Raw genomic sequence first — 14,788 nt, 5'->3', positions numbered from 1 at the left:
TGGCAACAATCCATCTCTTCGGAGCTCATGTTACTAGTTATTCAGCAGAAACTGTTTCTTCTAAATCAAGCTCATCTTTTTCAATACGGATTTGACGGTAACGTTGCATACCAGTACCTGCAGGAACAAGTTTACCAATAATTACGTTCTCTTTTAATCCTAGAAGTTCGTCACGCTTACCTTTAATGGCAGCATCTGTTAATACACGAGTTGTTTCTTGGAATGATGCGGCAGATAAGAATGATTCTGTTTCAAGAGAAGCTTTTGTAATACCTAAAATTACAGGACGGCAAGTTGCAGGGTTTTTGCCGTTCATCACAGCATCTGCATTTGCTTCTGAGAATTGGTGGATATCTAGTAATGAACCTGGTAGTAACTCTGTATCACCAGCTTCAATGACACGTACTTTACGAAGCATTTGACGTACCATTACTTCGATATGTTTGTCTCCAATTTCTACCCCTTGCATACGGTATACTTTTTGTACTTCTTTTAACAGATACTCTTGTACTGTTGAAACGTCTTTAACTTTTAATAATTGTTTTGGATCAATAGAACCTTCTGTTAATACTTGGCCGCGTTCTACGAAGTCGCCTTCTTGTACTTTCAGACGAGCATTGTATGGTGCTTGGTATTTACGTGTTTCTACTTCACCTTCAATTGTAATTTCTTTTAGACCTTCACGAATTTCAGTGACGTCTGAAACCGTACCTGCGATATCAGTGATAACTGATTGACCTTTAGGATTACGAGCTTCAAAAATCTCTTGGATACGTGGAAGACCTTGTGTAATATCATCTCCGGCAACCCCACCTGTATGGAAAGTACGCATTGTTAACTGTGTACCTGGTTCACCGATTGATTGAGCCGCAATAATACCAACTGCTTCCCCAACTTCAACCTTTTCACCTGTTGCTAAGTTCATGCCGTAACATTTTTTACATACGCCATGTTTTGTATTACATGTAAATGCAGAACGAATTGTTACCTCTTCAATACCTAATTCAGTAATGACGCGAGCGATATCTTGGTCGATTAAACCATCTTTCGCTAAAATCACTTCGCCTGTTTCTGGATGATAGATAGTTTTCTTTGCATGACGACCAACAATACGTTCGTCTAACGCTTCGATTAACTCTGTACCTTCCATTAACGCACCAATTGTTAAACCACGGTCAGTTCCACAGTCATCTTCACGAACGATAACATCTTGTGCAACGTCTACAAGACGACGAGTTAAGTAACCTGAATCGGCCGTTTTCAAGGCTGTATCGGCAAGACCTTTACGAGCACCATGCGTAGAGATGAAGTATTCCAATACCGTTAAACCTTCACGGAATGACGATTTGATTGGAAGTTCAATGATACGACCAGCCGGGTTGGCCATCAGACCACGCATACCAGCTAACTGTGTAAAGTTAGATGCGTTACCACGGGCACCTGAGTCAGACATCATGAAGATTGGGTTTGTTTTCTCAAGCGATTTCATCAGCTTCGATTGAATTTCATCTTTCGCTGCACTCCAACTAGAGATAACGCGATCATAACGCTCATCTTCAGTGATGAAACCACGACGGAATTGCGCCTGTACTTTATCTACTTTTTCTTGTGCTACTGCTAAGATTTCGCCTTTATCTGGTAATACAACGATGTCAGATACACCAACAGTGATACCAGCACGTGTTGAATATTTGAAACCAAGGTTTTTCATACGGTCAAGCATTTTAGATGTTTCTGTAATGTGGAAACGTTTAAACACTTCAGCGATGATATTTCCTAAGAACTTCTTACGGAATGGGTTTACAACAGGAACTGATACAAAGTGTTTGCGAAGTACAGCTGTACGTTGTGCATCTACTTTGCCTTTTTCATCAAGTTCTTTGTATGCAGCATCTGCTTCAAGTTCTTTTAAAGTTTCTTCGTCAATTGTTAAATTTACAAAGTATTTTTGTGGTGTTTCTTGCTCTAAGTTAAATTCAGTCGGTTCATTAATGAACGGGAATGATTCAGGCAAGATTTCGTTAAAGATTACTTTACCAACAGTTGTGATTAAGAACATATTATTTTGCTCTTCAGTAAACGTTGGATTGTGTAGTGAACTTGCTTTTATCGCAATACGTGTATGCAAGTGAACATGACCAGTATCATACGCGATTAGCACTTCATTTGGTCCATAGAAAATGGAACCTTCACCACGAGCATCTTCACGCTCTAATGTTAAATAATAGTTACCTAATACCATATCTTGAGACGGTGTTACAACTGGTTTACCGTCTTTCGGGTTTAGGATGTTTTGTGCAGCAAGCATTAGAAGACGAGCTTCTGCTTGTGCTTCTGCTGATAAAGGAACGTGAACCGCCATTTGGTCACCATCAAAGTCAGCGTTATAAGCTGTACATACTAATGGGTGAAGACGAATAGCGCGCCCTTCAACTAATGTTGGTTCGAATGCTTGGATACCAAGACGGTGAAGCGTCGGTGCACGGTTAAGTAATACCGGGTGCTCACGGATAACGTCTTCTAAAACGTCCCATACATCGTTGTTTAAACGTTCAATTTTACGTTTAGCAGATTTAATATTATGTGCAAGACCACGTTCTACTAACTCTTTCATAACGAAAGGTTTAAATAGCTCAATTGCCATTTCTTTTGGTAGACCACATTGGTACATTTTTAAGTTTGGACCTACTACGATAACTGAACGACCTGAATAGTCAACACGTTTACCAAGTAAGTTTTGACGGAAACGACCTTGTTTTCCTTTCAACATGTGTGAAAGTGATTTTAACGGACGGTTACCTGGACCTGTTACCGGACGACCACGGCGGCCATTATCGATTAATGCATCAACAGCTTCTTGTAACATACGTTTTTCGTTTTGAACGATGATGCTTGGTGCACCAAGGTCTAATAAGCGTTTTAAACGGTTATTACGGTTGATAACTCGACGGTAAAGATCATTTAAATCAGATGTCGCGAAACGACCACCATCTAATTGCACCATTGGACGAAGCTCTGGTGGAATAACAGGTAGTACATCTAAAATCATCCATTCAGGTGAGTTACCTGAATTACGGAATGATTCAACAACCTCTAGACGTTTAATCGCACGTGTACGACGTTGGCCTTGTGCAGATTTCAACTCTTCTTTTAAAGAATATGTTTCATCTTCAAGATCAATTTTAGCAAGAAGCTTTTTGATTGCTTCTGCACCCATCGCTGCTTCGAATGTGTTCCCAAATTTTTCGCGGTATGCACGGTACTCTTTTTCAGAAAGTAATTGCTTGCTTTCTAAGTTAGTAGCACCCGGTTCGATTACAACATAAGATGCGAAGTAAATTACTTCTTCTAAAGCACGTGGAGACATATCTAAGATAAGACCCATACGGCTTGGAATACCTTTGAAGTACCAAATGTGAGAAACTGGGGCTGCTAATTCGATGTGACCCATACGTTCACGACGAACTTTTGCACGTGTTACTTCAACACCACAACGGTCACAAACTACGCCTTTGTAGCGCACACGTTTGTATTTACCACAGTGACATTCCCAGTCTTTAGTTGGACCGAAAATACGTTCACAGAATAAACCATCTTTTTCTGGTTTTAATGTTCGGTAGTTGATTGTTTCAGGTTTTTTGACTTCACCGTATGACCAAGAACGAATCTTGTCAGGAGAAGCTAAACCAATTTTCATATATTCAAATTCATTAACGTCTATCAAGGAGCCTACCTCCCTTTAGTATAGGTCTTTATAAAGACTCTTTTACGCAGCTCGACAATCGTTTGCAAAAAATGTACTTCTTTGACAAAAGATTAAAAATAGATTGTTTTACAAGTAAAGAAAAGCCGGACAGGGCATCAAATCCTGCCCGGCTCTGAATAGTGTTAATTATTCAAATGACTCCACTGGCTCTTCTTCTTTTTCTGGCTGTGGTGCAATGTTAAGTGCATCAGCTGGTTGAAGATCTTCTTCTTCATCTAAATCGCGAAGCTCTACTTCTTCATCATTGATTGTTAACATTTTTACATCCATACCAAGAGATTGAAGTTCTTTGATCAATACTTTGAACGATTCAGGAACACCCGGCTCTGGTACACTTTCACCTTTAACAATGGCTTCGTAAGTTTTTACACGACCAACCACGTCATCGGATTTAACTGTTAAAATTTCTTGAAGTGTGTACGCAGCACCATATGCTTCAAGTGCCCATACCTCCATCTCACCAAAGCGTTGTCCACCGAACTGTGCTTTACCACCAAGTGGTTGTTGTGTAACAAGTGAGTAAGGACCAGTTGAACGTGCATGAAGTTTATCATCAACCATGTGCGCAAGTTTGATCATGTACATGATCCCAACAGATACACGGTTATCAAATGGCTCACCAGAACGTCCATCATACAGGATTGTTTTACCATCACGGTTCATCCCTGCTTCTTCCATCGTTTCCCAAACATCTTCTTCGTTGGCACCATCAAATACTGGTGTTGCCATATGGATACCTAAGTAACGAGAAGCCATACCTAAGTGTAGCTCTAAAACTTGTCCGATATTCATACGAGAAGGTACACCTAGTGGGTTTAACATGATATCTACAGGAGTGCCGTCTGGCATAAATGGCATATCCTCTTCCGGTAAAATACGAGAGATAACCCCTTTGTTACCATGACGTCCGGCCATTTTGTCCCCAACGCGGATTTTACGTTTTTGAACAATGTATGCACGAACTAATTGGTTAACACCTGGTGGTAACTCATCGCCATCTTCACGGTTAAATACTTTCACGTCAAGAATAATACCGCCCGCACCATGTGGTACGCGTAATGAAGTATCACGAACTTCACGTGCTTTTTCACCAAAGATTGCATGTAATAAACGCTCTTCAGCAGTTAGTTCTGTAACCCCTTTAGGCGTTACTTTACCAACAAGAATATCACCGTCACGAACTTCCGCACCAATACGGATGATTCCACGTTCGTCTAAATTACGAAGTGCATCTTCCCCAACGTTTGGAATATCACGTGTGATTTCTTCAGGTCCTAATTTTGTATCGCGAGACTCTGATTCGTATTCTTCAATATGAACTGAAGTATAAACATCGTCTTTTACAAGGCGTTCGCTCATGATAACAGCATCCTCATAGTTGAAGCCGTTCCATGTCATGAATGCAACAAGAACGTTACGACCAAGAGCTAATTCACCTTTTTCCATCGATGGACCGTCTGCTAAAATATCACGAGGTTTCACACGTTCGCCAACTTTTACAAGTGGACGTTGGTTATATGAAGTACCTTGGTTTGAACGAATGAATTTTTGTAATTTATATTTTGTTAAATCGCCTTTAACTTCTTTACCGTCAACTGTTTCAATGCGACGTACGTGGATTGAACGGGCTTCAACATGCTCTACAATACCATCATACTTCGCTACAACTGCCGCACCTGAGTCACGCGCATCTACGTGTTCCATACCAGTACCAACGAATGGCGCTTCTGGATTTAATAGTGGAACCGCTTGACGTTGCATGTTGGCACCCATAAGTGCACGGTTAGAGTCATCGTTTTCTAAGAACGGAATACATGCTGTCGCAGCAGAAACTACTTGTTTAGGAGATACGTCCATGTAGTCCATTTGTGCCTTATTGAATACAGTGTTATCCCCACGGAAACGACCTACTACTTCGTCATTTGTAAATGTACCATCTGGATTTAATAACGAGTTTGCTTGTGCAACGTAGTAGTTATCTTCTTCGTCCGCTGTTAAATAATCGATTTGGTCCGTTACTTTACCAGTTTCATGATCAATACGACGGTAAGGTGTTTCAATGAATCCAAATTTATTTACTTTGGCAAATGAAGATAATGAGTTGATTAACCCAATGTTTGGACCCTCTGGTGTCTCGATTGGACACATACGACCATAGTGAGAGTAGTGAACGTCACGTACTTCGAAACCAGCGCGCTCACGCGTTAAACCACCCGGTCCTAATGCAGATAGACGACGTTTATGTGTTAGCTCTGCTAATGGGTTTGTTTGGTCCATGAATTGAGATAATTGAGAGCTACCAAAGAACTCTTTAATCGATGCAATAACAGGACGGATGTTGATTAATTGTTGTGGTACGATAGCAGCTGTGTCGTTAATAGACATACGCTCACGTACTACACGTTCCATACGAGATAAACCGATACGGAATTGGTTTTGTAATAGCTCACCAACAGAGCGTAGACGACGATTACCTAAATGGTCGATATCATCAGTAGCCCCTACTTGGTAAAGTAAGTTGAAGAAGTAACTTACTGAAGATAGCACGTCAGCAGGTGTAATATTTTTCACTTCTTCATCAATATACGCATTACCAATTATATTGATTTCTTTTTGTGCTTCATCTTTTGGTGCATAAATTTTAATAGATTGGATTGTTACATCATCCTCAAGTACACCACCGACTTGTGATAAAGAACGGTAGCCAATACCTTTTGAAGAATCTTCTAGGTACGGTAAGATTTTATCTAATGTACGACGATCAAGCACTGTACCTTTTTCTACTAAAATTTCGCCTGTTTCTGGATCTACAAGCGTCTCTGCAATCGTTTGGTTGAATAAACGATTTTTAATGTGAAGCTTTTTATTCATTTTGTAACGACCAACATTCGCTAAATCATAGCGTTTTGCATCGAAGAAACGAGAGTATAATAAGCTCTTAGCACTTTCGACTGTTGGTGGCTCACCAGGACGTAAACGCTCATAAATTTCTAAAAGTGCTTTTTCTGTACTTTCAGAGTTATCTTTTTCAAGCGTATTACGTAAATACTCGTTGTCACCGATAATATCGATAATTTCTTGATCTGAACCGAAACCTAAAGCACGAAGCAACACTGTTACTGGTAGCTTACGCGTACGATCAATGCGCACATATACTACGTCTTTTGCGTCAGTTTCATATTCTAACCAAGCGCCTCGGTTCGGAATAACCGTTGCTCCGAAGCCTTTTTTACCGTTCTTATCAGTTTTATCATGAAAATACACACTTGGTGATCGAACTAATTGTGAAACGATAACACGTTCTGCACCATTGATGATGAACGTACCTGTTTCAGTCATTAATGGGAAGTCACCCATGAATACATCTTGTTCTTTCACTTCGTCTGTTTCTTTGTTGTAAAGACGTACTTTCACACGTAATGGAGCTGCGTAAGTAACATCTCGCTCTTTACACTCATCCACATCATACTTAGGATCACCCAATGTATAATCGATGAATTCTAATGAAAGATTACCTGTAAAGTCCTCGATCGGCGAAATGTCACGGAACATTTCACGTAAACCTTCTTCAAGGAACCACTCGTAAGACGCCGTTTGAATCTCAATCAGATTTGGAAGCTCAAGCACCTCTTTAATACGCGCAAAGCTTCTACGCTGGCGGTGTTGTCCGTACTGAACTAGTTGACCTGTCAACTCATTCACCCCTCAATAAAGCGATATTAGGTCTTTGCAAAATCATACAAATAGTGTATGATTTCGAAAGACAAAAAGAAAACGAGTCTTCAAAAAGATCTCATTTTCGGTTAACTAAACTTATCTTGGCAAGTATACCCATATAAAACTAATCATATACAAAAGGGCACACGACCTCAAAATAATATTTTTGCATTGTATCATATTATCATAGCCGATTTGTCAAGTCAATATTTTATACATATTTCATTTATTTTTTTGCACGTATAATCCAATATCCTTTTTTCTTCTCGACAACATCGACTTCTAAAAACTTCTCTTCTAAATAACTTACCGTCGAAGGTGCACCCTGCTTTTTCTGAATCACTACCCACAACTCTCCAGATGTCACTAGCTTATCGTAAGCACCATCGTAAAAACGGAAAATTGTATCTTTTCCTGCACGAATTGGAGGGTTGGTTAAAATAGCCGCAGCCTTTGCGTCATTATCCACCATCGATAGTCCGTCACTTACAAATATTCGTACATTTTGAACTCCGTTTACTTGCGCATTTTTTTGCGAAAGTGCAACTGCACGTTCATTAATATCCATCATAAAAACAGTACGTTGGGGATTTGCTTTGGCAATAGACAATCCAATCGGTCCATATCCACAACCCACATCAAAAATCGCACCATCAACTTCAGGCATTTTAAACGTATCTATTAATACACGGGATCCAAAATCTACTTCGCTTTTACTAAATACACCTGCATCCGTTTCAAAAGAAAACGAATGCCCAAGTAACTTAAATGTCCAGTGACGAGGTTTACTCTCAGTTTGAGGTTTATTTGTATAATAGTGATCTGACATTTTCATGCCTCCTCAGAATGAAGAAAAAGCTCGCCACAAATGACGAGCTTTCTTTTTGTATAAAAGTAATACGAGATTACTTAACTTCTACAGATGCGCCAACTTCTTCAAGTTTAGCTTTGATTTGTTCAGCTTCATCTTTAGAAACGCCTTCTTTAAGAGCTTTAGGAGCGTTATCTACAACTTCTTTAGCTTCTTTAAGACCTAAACCAGTGATTTCACGAACCACTTTGATTACTTTGATTTTTTCTGCACCAGCAGATGCTAATACTACGTCAAATTCAGTTTTTTCTTCAGCTGCAGCAGCACCGCCAGCAACTACTGCTACTGGAGCAGCAGCTGTTACACCGAATTCTTCTTCGATAGCTTTTACTAAATCGTTTAATTCAAGAACTGTCATAGCTTTGATAGCTTCTAAGATTTGCTCTTTGTTCATTATAATTTCCTCCTAATTGGATAATGTTTTATTTTTTTGCGGTCAGGCCGCTGAAGTTAAGCAACGTAAAGAATTACGCGCCTTGTTCTTCTTTTTGTTCTGCAACAGCTTTTGTTGCAAGTGCGAAGTTGCGCACTGGAGCTTGAAGTACAGATAAAAGCATTGATAGAAGACCTTCGCGTGATGGAAGTTCTGCAAGTGCTTTAACATCTTCAACAGAAGAGATTGTACCTTCAATGATACCCGCTTTAATTTCTAAAGCTTCATTTTTCTTAGCGAAATCGTTGATGATTTTAGCAGGAGCTACAACATCTTCAGTTGAGAACGCGATTGCGTTAGGACCAGTTAATACTTCGTTGATTCCTTCAACGCCAGCAGCTTCAGCAGCACGACGAGTTAAAGTGTTTTTGTAAACTTTGAACTCAACGCCAGCTTCACGAAGTTGTTTACGAAGCTCAGTTACTTGCGCAACATTAAGACCACGGTAATCCACTACTACTACAGAAGCAGCGCCTTGGAATTTTTCAGTGATTTCTTGCACTTGTGATTGTTTGTTTTCGATTGCTTTGCTCATGATGACACCTCCTATTAGAATGGGTCATTTATACCGACAAAAGAAAAGCCTCTGGGTCATATAGACACAGAGGCTGAAAGTCATCATCTTTAAAATAAGAATCCGAATTCCGATGTCCTCGGTAGGATCATTAAGTGACAAGTCACTCCTACTGTCTACGGTACAAATGGATGATTCACAACAGCACCCATCTTACCAAAGATACGGATTGCTGTCAACCGTTTTTATATCAAATATTATTCAAACGCACTAGTTAGAAGCACGGCTGAATAAATATAAAAGATATTATTTTACTACTACGCTAGCAGCGTCGATTTTAACAGCTGGACCCATTGTAGTTGTAACATTTACAGATTTCATGTAAGTACCTTTAGCTGCAGCAGGTTTCGCTTTTTGAACAACGTCAAATACAGTTAAGAAGTTTTCTACAAGTTTTTCTGTAGAGAAAGAAGCTTTCCCGATTGGTGCGTGGATGATACCCGCTTTGTCAGCACGGTATTCAACTTTACCAGCTTTGATCTCAGCAATAGCTTTCGTTACATCGAAAGTAACTGTACCAGTTTTAGGGTTTGGCATTAAGCCTTTAGGTCCTAATACACGGCCAAGTTTACCAACTTCACCCATCATGTCAGGAGTTGCTACGATTACATCGAAGTCAAACCAACCTTGTTGGATTTTTTGGATGTACTCTGCATCGCCTACATAGTCAGCACCAGCTGCTTCTGCTTCTTTAAGTTTTTCACCTTTAGCAAATACTAATACACGTTGAGTTTTACCAGTACCGTTTGGAAGCACTACTGCACCACGGATTTGTTGGTCATTTTTACGAGTATCGATTCCTAAACGGAAAGCAACTTCTACAGTAGCGTCGAAGTTTACTGTGCTAGTTTTTTGAGCAAGTTCAATTGCTTCTTGTGCGCCGTATACTGCGTTACGGTCGATTAATTTTGCTGCATCTTGCAGTTTTTTACCTTTTTTAGCCATTATATAATTCCTCCTTGATTGTGGTTATAGCGGATTTTACCTCCCACGAATAAAGGTTGCGCGTTCACAAAGAAACTCCGCAACCTTCCAAAAACAAATACATCATCAAGTAACTGGGATTAGTCTTCGATAACAATACCCATGCTTCGTGCAGTACCTTCAACCATTAACATTGCAGCTTCTACTGAAGCAGCGTTAAGGTCTGGCATTTTAGTTTCAGCGATTTCGCGAACTTTATCACGTTTAACCGTCGCTACTTTTTTACGGTTTGGTTCACCTGATCCAGATTGGATACCAGCTGCTACTTTAAGTAAAACTGCTGCAGGTGGAGTTTTTGTAATGAAAGTAAATGAACGGTCTTCGAATACTGAAATTTCTACTGGAATAATAAGACCAGCTTGATCGGCAGTACGCGCATTGAATTCTTTACAGAATCCCATGATGTTCACACCCGCTTGACCTAATGCAGGACCAACCGGCGGAGCTGGGTTTGCTTTACCAGCAGGGATTTGAAGTTTAACAACTTTAATAACTTTTTTAGCCACGAGACACACCTCCTTAAGTCCGTGATGTGGTAATTGGGTTGCCCCTCCCACTCAATATCTGTCTGTCAGCTAATTGCCGATAACATTAAAATTATCATTGCAGACGTCAAACCAAAGTATGACAGTCTGACCTATGAAATAATACCACTTTTAATTTTTTTAAGCAAGTAGTAATTAACAAAATCTGCGACATACGCCACAGCTTCAGTATTTCCATTACTAACTTCTTAGTAGTTATAATTTTTGAATTTGCTCAAAATCTAGTTCCATTATTGTTTCGCGGCCAAACATATCAACCGTTACTTTTACTTTTCCTTTTTCTGTGTCGATTTCTTCAACACGTCCTTGGAAATGCGCAAAAGGTCCTTCTAATACTTCAACGGATTCACCTATAGAAATATCCACTTCTACTACTTTATCAGTCATACCCATTTGTTCTAGTAGTCGATCCGCTTCCTCAGGTAATAAAGGTGTTGGTTTTGCACCGCCACCTGATGAACCAATAAAGCCTGTTACGCCTGGCGTATTACGCACAACGTACCAAGAATCATCTGTCATAATTAATTCTACTAGGACGTAACCTGGGAAAACCTTGCGCATCATTGTACGCTTTTTGCCATCCTTCATTTCTGTTTCTTCGTGTTCAGGAACGATTACACGGAAGATTTTATCTTGCATTCCCATCGTTTCAACACGTTTCTCTAGGTTTGCTTTTACACGGTTCTCATACCCTGAATACGTATGAACAACATACCAATTTTTCTCCATAACTACTAGGACTACTCGTCCGTCCCTCCCTTACAAATAAAAGTGAAAATGATCGTTTATGCTAATTGCATTATTACTCTTTTCACAATGCCCTCATTAGAAAAATATAGCTTTCGCTAATAGCAAGCGAAAGCTCGATGATAGATACACTATTAGCGTAGTCATCTAACGCTACCCCATTTCTTGCCCGGTAGCACACTTATCATAATGAGAACATTTTACTGCTGTTCACTTCATAAAACAAACGAAAAAACCCGTTATTGTAATGGACGGGCTATTTTCAAAAGTATTAACATGCTCTTTACTAAATTATAACTCTAAGTACCAGCGGAATAATGATGAAATGCCTAAGTCTACTAACACAAAAAATAAAGCCATAATTACTACAGTCGAAATTACGACTACTGTATATTTCGTCAGTTCTTTACTTTTTGGCCAGCTTGTTTTTCGCATTTCCGACATTACGTCGCTGAAAAATCCTTTAATCTTGCCCATTCTAGCCTAACCTCCGAATCAATCGTATCTGTCTATTTATAAATCATTTATAGCGTTTGTTTATGCACTGTATGTTCATTGCAATGCGAGCAAAATTTCTTTAATTCGAGACGTACAGTTGAACCTTCCTTCGCAGGAAGTGTGTAATTTCTCGAGCCGCATTTATCACAATTTAGCACGACTTTCTTTGCCATTTAATCACCTTTTCGGCACTTTGTCTTTTAAAGACTAACACCTATATTTGTCAATGTCAACAAGGGTGCGCACCCTCTATAACATTTCCTCAAGAACTAAATGTCGCTCTAATTTTCGCTTTACTCGTTGCAGTGCATTGTCTATGGACTTCACATGGCGATTCAATTTTGCAGAAATTTCATGGTAGGATTGTCCGTCTAAGTATAGAGCTAACACTTGTAGCTCCAACTCACTTAAGATCTCACTCATCTTTTCTTCCAAATAACCAAACTCTTCTCTATGAATCATTAACTCTTCTGGATCATCCATAATAGCACCTGTTAACACATCCATCAGGGTACGGTCCGATTCTTCATCAAAAATCGGCTTGTCCAAAGATACATAGGAATTGAGCGGAATGTGCTTTTGTCTTGTGGCCGTTTTAATCGCCGTAATAATCTGTCTTGTAATACACAATTCTGCAAAAGCGCGAAAAGAAGCAAGTTTATCCCCTTTAAAATCACGGATTGCTTTATATAAGCCTATCATGCCTTCTTGTACAATATCTTCCTTATCCGCACCAATCAAAAAATAAGATCTCGCCTTTGCCCTTACTAACAAACGGTACTTCGTAATCAAAAAATCCAACGCATCTGTATTACCTTGATGCACCATTTCAATAAGTTCTTCGTCATTGAATCGTTCAAAATCTTGTGTCACTTGTACAATACTATTTTTAAACATGGTATCACCTCAGCTACAACAGATAATTAGGAACAGTATAACGGAATTGGAAAATACACGTCAATCAATCATTTTAAACCGCGACGCCATTTTTCGAAGGCCAATGCAACATCTGGCTTTAATTCTATACGAGAAGGCGGCTTGCTATCTTGTTTGTGTTTTACATCATGAGAAATTTTATGTTGAATAATCCCCATATCAATCTCAAGCTCCCTCGCCGATTTACGAAGAGCACCGTTACCAAAAATCACATTTTGCTCTGTCATATCGGAGGTTGCTACGTGAATCTGTACATGTCTTGCTTTTAATTCCTGTGTCATCTTTTCAATGCGCTCATCTGCTGTTTCATTTTTTCGAGTATAAATGATTTCGACATCGTTCTCTAAATACGATTGTTCCACACCTGGCACAAGATGCGCGTCAAACACGATAATTACTCGCCATCCCATAGCTGCTTTATATTCAGCCATGAGTTCAATCAAGCGCTTGCGTGCATCCTCAAAATTTGTATCACGTAAAGGACGTAGCTCTTTCCAGGCTCCAATCATATTATAACCGTCGACAAGCAAAATGTTTTTCATCGTTAGTCATTCGCTTCTTGACGTTTACGATACACTTCGTACATTAAAAGCGCAGCAGCTACAGAAGCATTTAATGATGTGACATGCCCTATCATTGGCAAATGATATAAAAAGTCACATTTTTCTTTTAACAGGCGACCCATTCCTTTCCCTTCACTACCAATAATGATAGCAAGAGGTAATGTCGCATCCATTTTACGATAATCTACAGAGCCCTTTGCGTCTGTCCCTGCAATCCATACGCCTCGATCTTTTAACTCATCCACTGTTTGTGCTAGGTTGCTAACTCGCACAACAGGTACGTGTTCAATAGCACCCGTTGAAGCTTTGGCTACGACAGCAGTCAAACTAACTGAGCGACGCTTCGGAATAATGATACCGTGTACACCAATTGCATCTGCAGTTCGCATAATAGAACCTAAATTATGCGGATCTTCTAACTCATCTAAGATTAAGAAAAATGGATCTTCTTGTTTTTTTTCTGCTGCTAAAAATAAGTCGTCTAGTTCAGCATAACTATATGCCGCAACAGAAGCAACAATTCCTTGGTGATTTGCATCTGTTAATTGATCTACCTTTTTTTTCGGTACAAATTGAACAATGATTCCACGTTCACGTGCTAAATCAAGTAGTTCGCCTACTCCTGATTTTTTAACACCTTCTGCAATCCATACCTTATTCATATCGCGGCCTGAACGAAGTGCTTCTAACACTGGGTTTTTACCGGCAATAATTTCACCATTTTGTTCTGCCATTATTTTGACACTCCTTTTGATTCCTCGATTATTTGAATAGCGTATGCAATGATTTCATAAACGCGTTCTAATTCATTTAATAAATATAGACTACCGAGCACGGCCTCAAAGCCTGAGCTATTACGGTATGTTTGTACATCCGTATTCTTTGGCACAGAGCCGGATTTAGCATTGCGCCCTCGACGGAACACAGCTAATTCCTGCTCTGATAAAAAGTTTTCGTCTATCATACGATGCACAATACTAGACTGTGCCTTCGCTGATACATAGTGCGTCGCCTCTTTGTGAAGCGTATTTGGTTTTACACGTCCAGCACGCAACAAATGCTCACGAATTTTCTGTTCTAAAACTGCATCACCCATATACGCTAGGGCTAATGCATTCAATTGTTTCACATCTTCATTTCGGAGTTTATCCAAG

General features: G+C 39.6%; 14 protein-coding genes and 1 other annotated feature. All 14 genes read right to left on the bottom strand.

Going from position 1 to position 14,788, the window contains the following annotated elements; all coding sequences use genetic code 11:
• Positions 1-37: 37 nt before the first annotated feature.
• Positions 38-3,724 carry a DNA-directed RNA polymerase subunit beta' gene (rpoC, locus tag C9J35_RS14375; RefSeq protein WP_107925081.1) on the bottom strand — a complete coding sequence of 1,229 codons (3,687 nt, stop codon included), beginning with the start codon at positions 3,722-3,724 and terminating at the stop codon, positions 38-40.
• A gap of 168 nt (positions 3,725-3,892) precedes the next feature.
• A complete protein-coding gene (gene rpoB / locus C9J35_RS14370) occupies positions 3,893-7,468 on the bottom strand; it encodes a DNA-directed RNA polymerase subunit beta (protein WP_193767116.1) in 3,576 nt (1,191 codons plus the stop codon).
• 241 nt (positions 7,469-7,709) lie between these two features.
• Positions 7,710-8,312, bottom strand: coding sequence for a class I SAM-dependent methyltransferase (locus C9J35_RS14365; protein ID WP_107925079.1), 603 nt, complete (start codon positions 8,310-8,312; stop codon positions 7,710-7,712).
• 76 nt (positions 8,313-8,388) lie between these two features.
• Positions 8,389-8,748 (bottom strand): 50S ribosomal protein L7/L12, encoded by a 360-nt coding sequence (gene rplL, locus C9J35_RS14360; protein ID WP_010860618.1) that lies wholly within the window; start codon positions 8,746-8,748, stop codon positions 8,389-8,391.
• A gap of 73 nt (positions 8,749-8,821) precedes the next feature.
• Positions 8,822-9,322 carry a 50S ribosomal protein L10 gene (rplJ, locus tag C9J35_RS14355; protein WP_054767897.1) on the bottom strand — a complete coding sequence of 167 codons (501 nt, stop codon included), beginning with the start codon at positions 9,320-9,322 and terminating at the stop codon, positions 8,822-8,824.
• A 32-nt stretch (positions 9,323-9,354) separates the two neighbouring features.
• Positions 9,355-9,501, bottom strand: a sequence feature (ribosomal protein L10 leader region).
• Between the two features lie 106 nt (positions 9,502-9,607).
• Positions 9,608-10,306: a 50S ribosomal protein L1 gene (gene rplA / locus C9J35_RS14350; RefSeq protein WP_107925078.1), complete on the bottom strand. Its 699-nt coding sequence runs from the start codon at positions 10,304-10,306 to the stop codon at positions 9,608-9,610.
• A 119-nt stretch (positions 10,307-10,425) separates the two neighbouring features.
• The gene (gene rplK, locus C9J35_RS14345) at positions 10,426-10,851 is read right to left on the bottom strand and encodes a 50S ribosomal protein L11 (RefSeq protein ID WP_004233593.1); all 426 of its coding nucleotides are present in this window, start codon (positions 10,849-10,851) and stop codon (positions 10,426-10,428) included.
• A gap of 234 nt (positions 10,852-11,085) precedes the next feature.
• The gene (gene nusG / locus C9J35_RS14340; protein ID WP_054767894.1) at positions 11,086-11,619 is read right to left on the bottom strand and encodes a transcription termination/antitermination protein NusG; all 534 of its coding nucleotides are present in this window, start codon (positions 11,617-11,619) and stop codon (positions 11,086-11,088) included.
• Positions 11,620-11,928: 309 nt separating this feature from the next.
• Positions 11,929-12,114, bottom strand: coding sequence for a preprotein translocase subunit SecE (secE, locus tag C9J35_RS14335; RefSeq protein WP_010860622.1), 186 nt, complete (start codon positions 12,112-12,114; stop codon positions 11,929-11,931).
• 47 nt (positions 12,115-12,161) lie between these two features.
• Positions 12,162-12,308: a 50S ribosomal protein L33 gene (rpmG, locus tag C9J35_RS14330; protein ID WP_010860623.1), complete on the bottom strand. Its 147-nt coding sequence runs from the start codon at positions 12,306-12,308 to the stop codon at positions 12,162-12,164.
• Positions 12,309-12,384: 76 nt separating this feature from the next.
• Complete coding sequence (gene sigH, locus C9J35_RS14325) at positions 12,385-13,032, bottom strand: RNA polymerase sporulation sigma factor SigH (RefSeq protein ID WP_107925077.1); 648 nt, start codon at positions 13,030-13,032, stop codon at positions 12,385-12,387.
• A gap of 68 nt (positions 13,033-13,100) precedes the next feature.
• Positions 13,101-13,613 carry an NYN domain-containing protein gene (locus C9J35_RS14320; RefSeq protein ID WP_107925076.1) on the bottom strand — a complete coding sequence of 171 codons (513 nt, stop codon included), beginning with the start codon at positions 13,611-13,613 and terminating at the stop codon, positions 13,101-13,103.
• A gap of 2 nt (positions 13,614-13,615) precedes the next feature.
• Positions 13,616-14,368: a 23S rRNA (guanosine(2251)-2'-O)-methyltransferase RlmB gene (gene rlmB, locus C9J35_RS14315; RefSeq protein ID WP_107925075.1), complete on the bottom strand. Its 753-nt coding sequence runs from the start codon at positions 14,366-14,368 to the stop codon at positions 13,616-13,618.
• Entirely contained in the window at positions 14,368-14,787 is a 420-nt protein-coding gene (locus C9J35_RS14310; protein ID WP_107925074.1) for a Mini-ribonuclease 3, read from the bottom strand. Before C9J35_RS14310 ends, rlmB begins: the two co-directional genes overlap by 1 nt.
• Position 14,788: the final 1 nt, after the last annotated feature.

The sequence above is a fragment of the Lysinibacillus parviboronicapiens genome (genome assembly GCF_003049575.1).
GTDB classification, from domain to species: domain Bacteria; phylum Bacillota; class Bacilli; order Bacillales_A; family Planococcaceae; genus Lysinibacillus; species Lysinibacillus parviboronicapiens.
The sequence above is the reverse complement of the archived record's forward strand: the minus strand, read 5'-3'. Positions and strand labels throughout refer to the sequence as shown.

Bases quoted from the DNA above. Each gene is read 5' to 3' on its own strand.
- rlmB (WP_107925075.1), bottom strand. From the start codon at position 14,368: ATGGCAGAACAAAATGGTGAAATTATTGCCGGTAAAAACCCAGTGTTA.
- rplJ (WP_054767897.1), bottom strand. From the start codon at position 9,322: ATGAGCAAAGCAATCGAAAACAAACAATCACAAGTGCAAGAAATCACT.
- rpmG (WP_010860623.1), bottom strand. From the start codon at position 12,308: ATGGCAAAGAAAGTCGTGCTAAATTGTGATAAATGCGGCTCGAGAAAT.
- secE (WP_010860622.1), bottom strand. From the start codon at position 12,114: ATGGGCAAGATTAAAGGATTTTTCAGCGACGTAATGTCGGAAATGCGA.
- sigH (WP_107925077.1), bottom strand. From the start codon at position 13,032: ATGTTTAAAAATAGTATTGTACAAGTGACACAAGATTTTGAACGATTC.
- C9J35_RS14320 (WP_107925076.1), bottom strand. From the start codon at position 13,613: ATGAAAAACATTTTGCTTGTCGACGGTTATAATATGATTGGAGCCTGG.
- C9J35_RS14365 (WP_107925079.1), bottom strand. From the start codon at position 8,312: ATGTCAGATCACTATTATACAAATAAACCTCAAACTGAGAGTAAACCT.
- rplA (WP_107925078.1), bottom strand. From the start codon at position 10,306: ATGGCTAAAAAAGGTAAAAAACTGCAAGATGCAGCAAAATTAATCGAC.
- nusG (WP_054767894.1), bottom strand. From the start codon at position 11,619: ATGGAGAAAAATTGGTATGTTGTTCATACGTATTCAGGGTATGAGAAC.
- rplL (WP_010860618.1), bottom strand. From the start codon at position 8,748: ATGAACAAAGAGCAAATCTTAGAAGCTATCAAAGCTATGACAGTTCTT.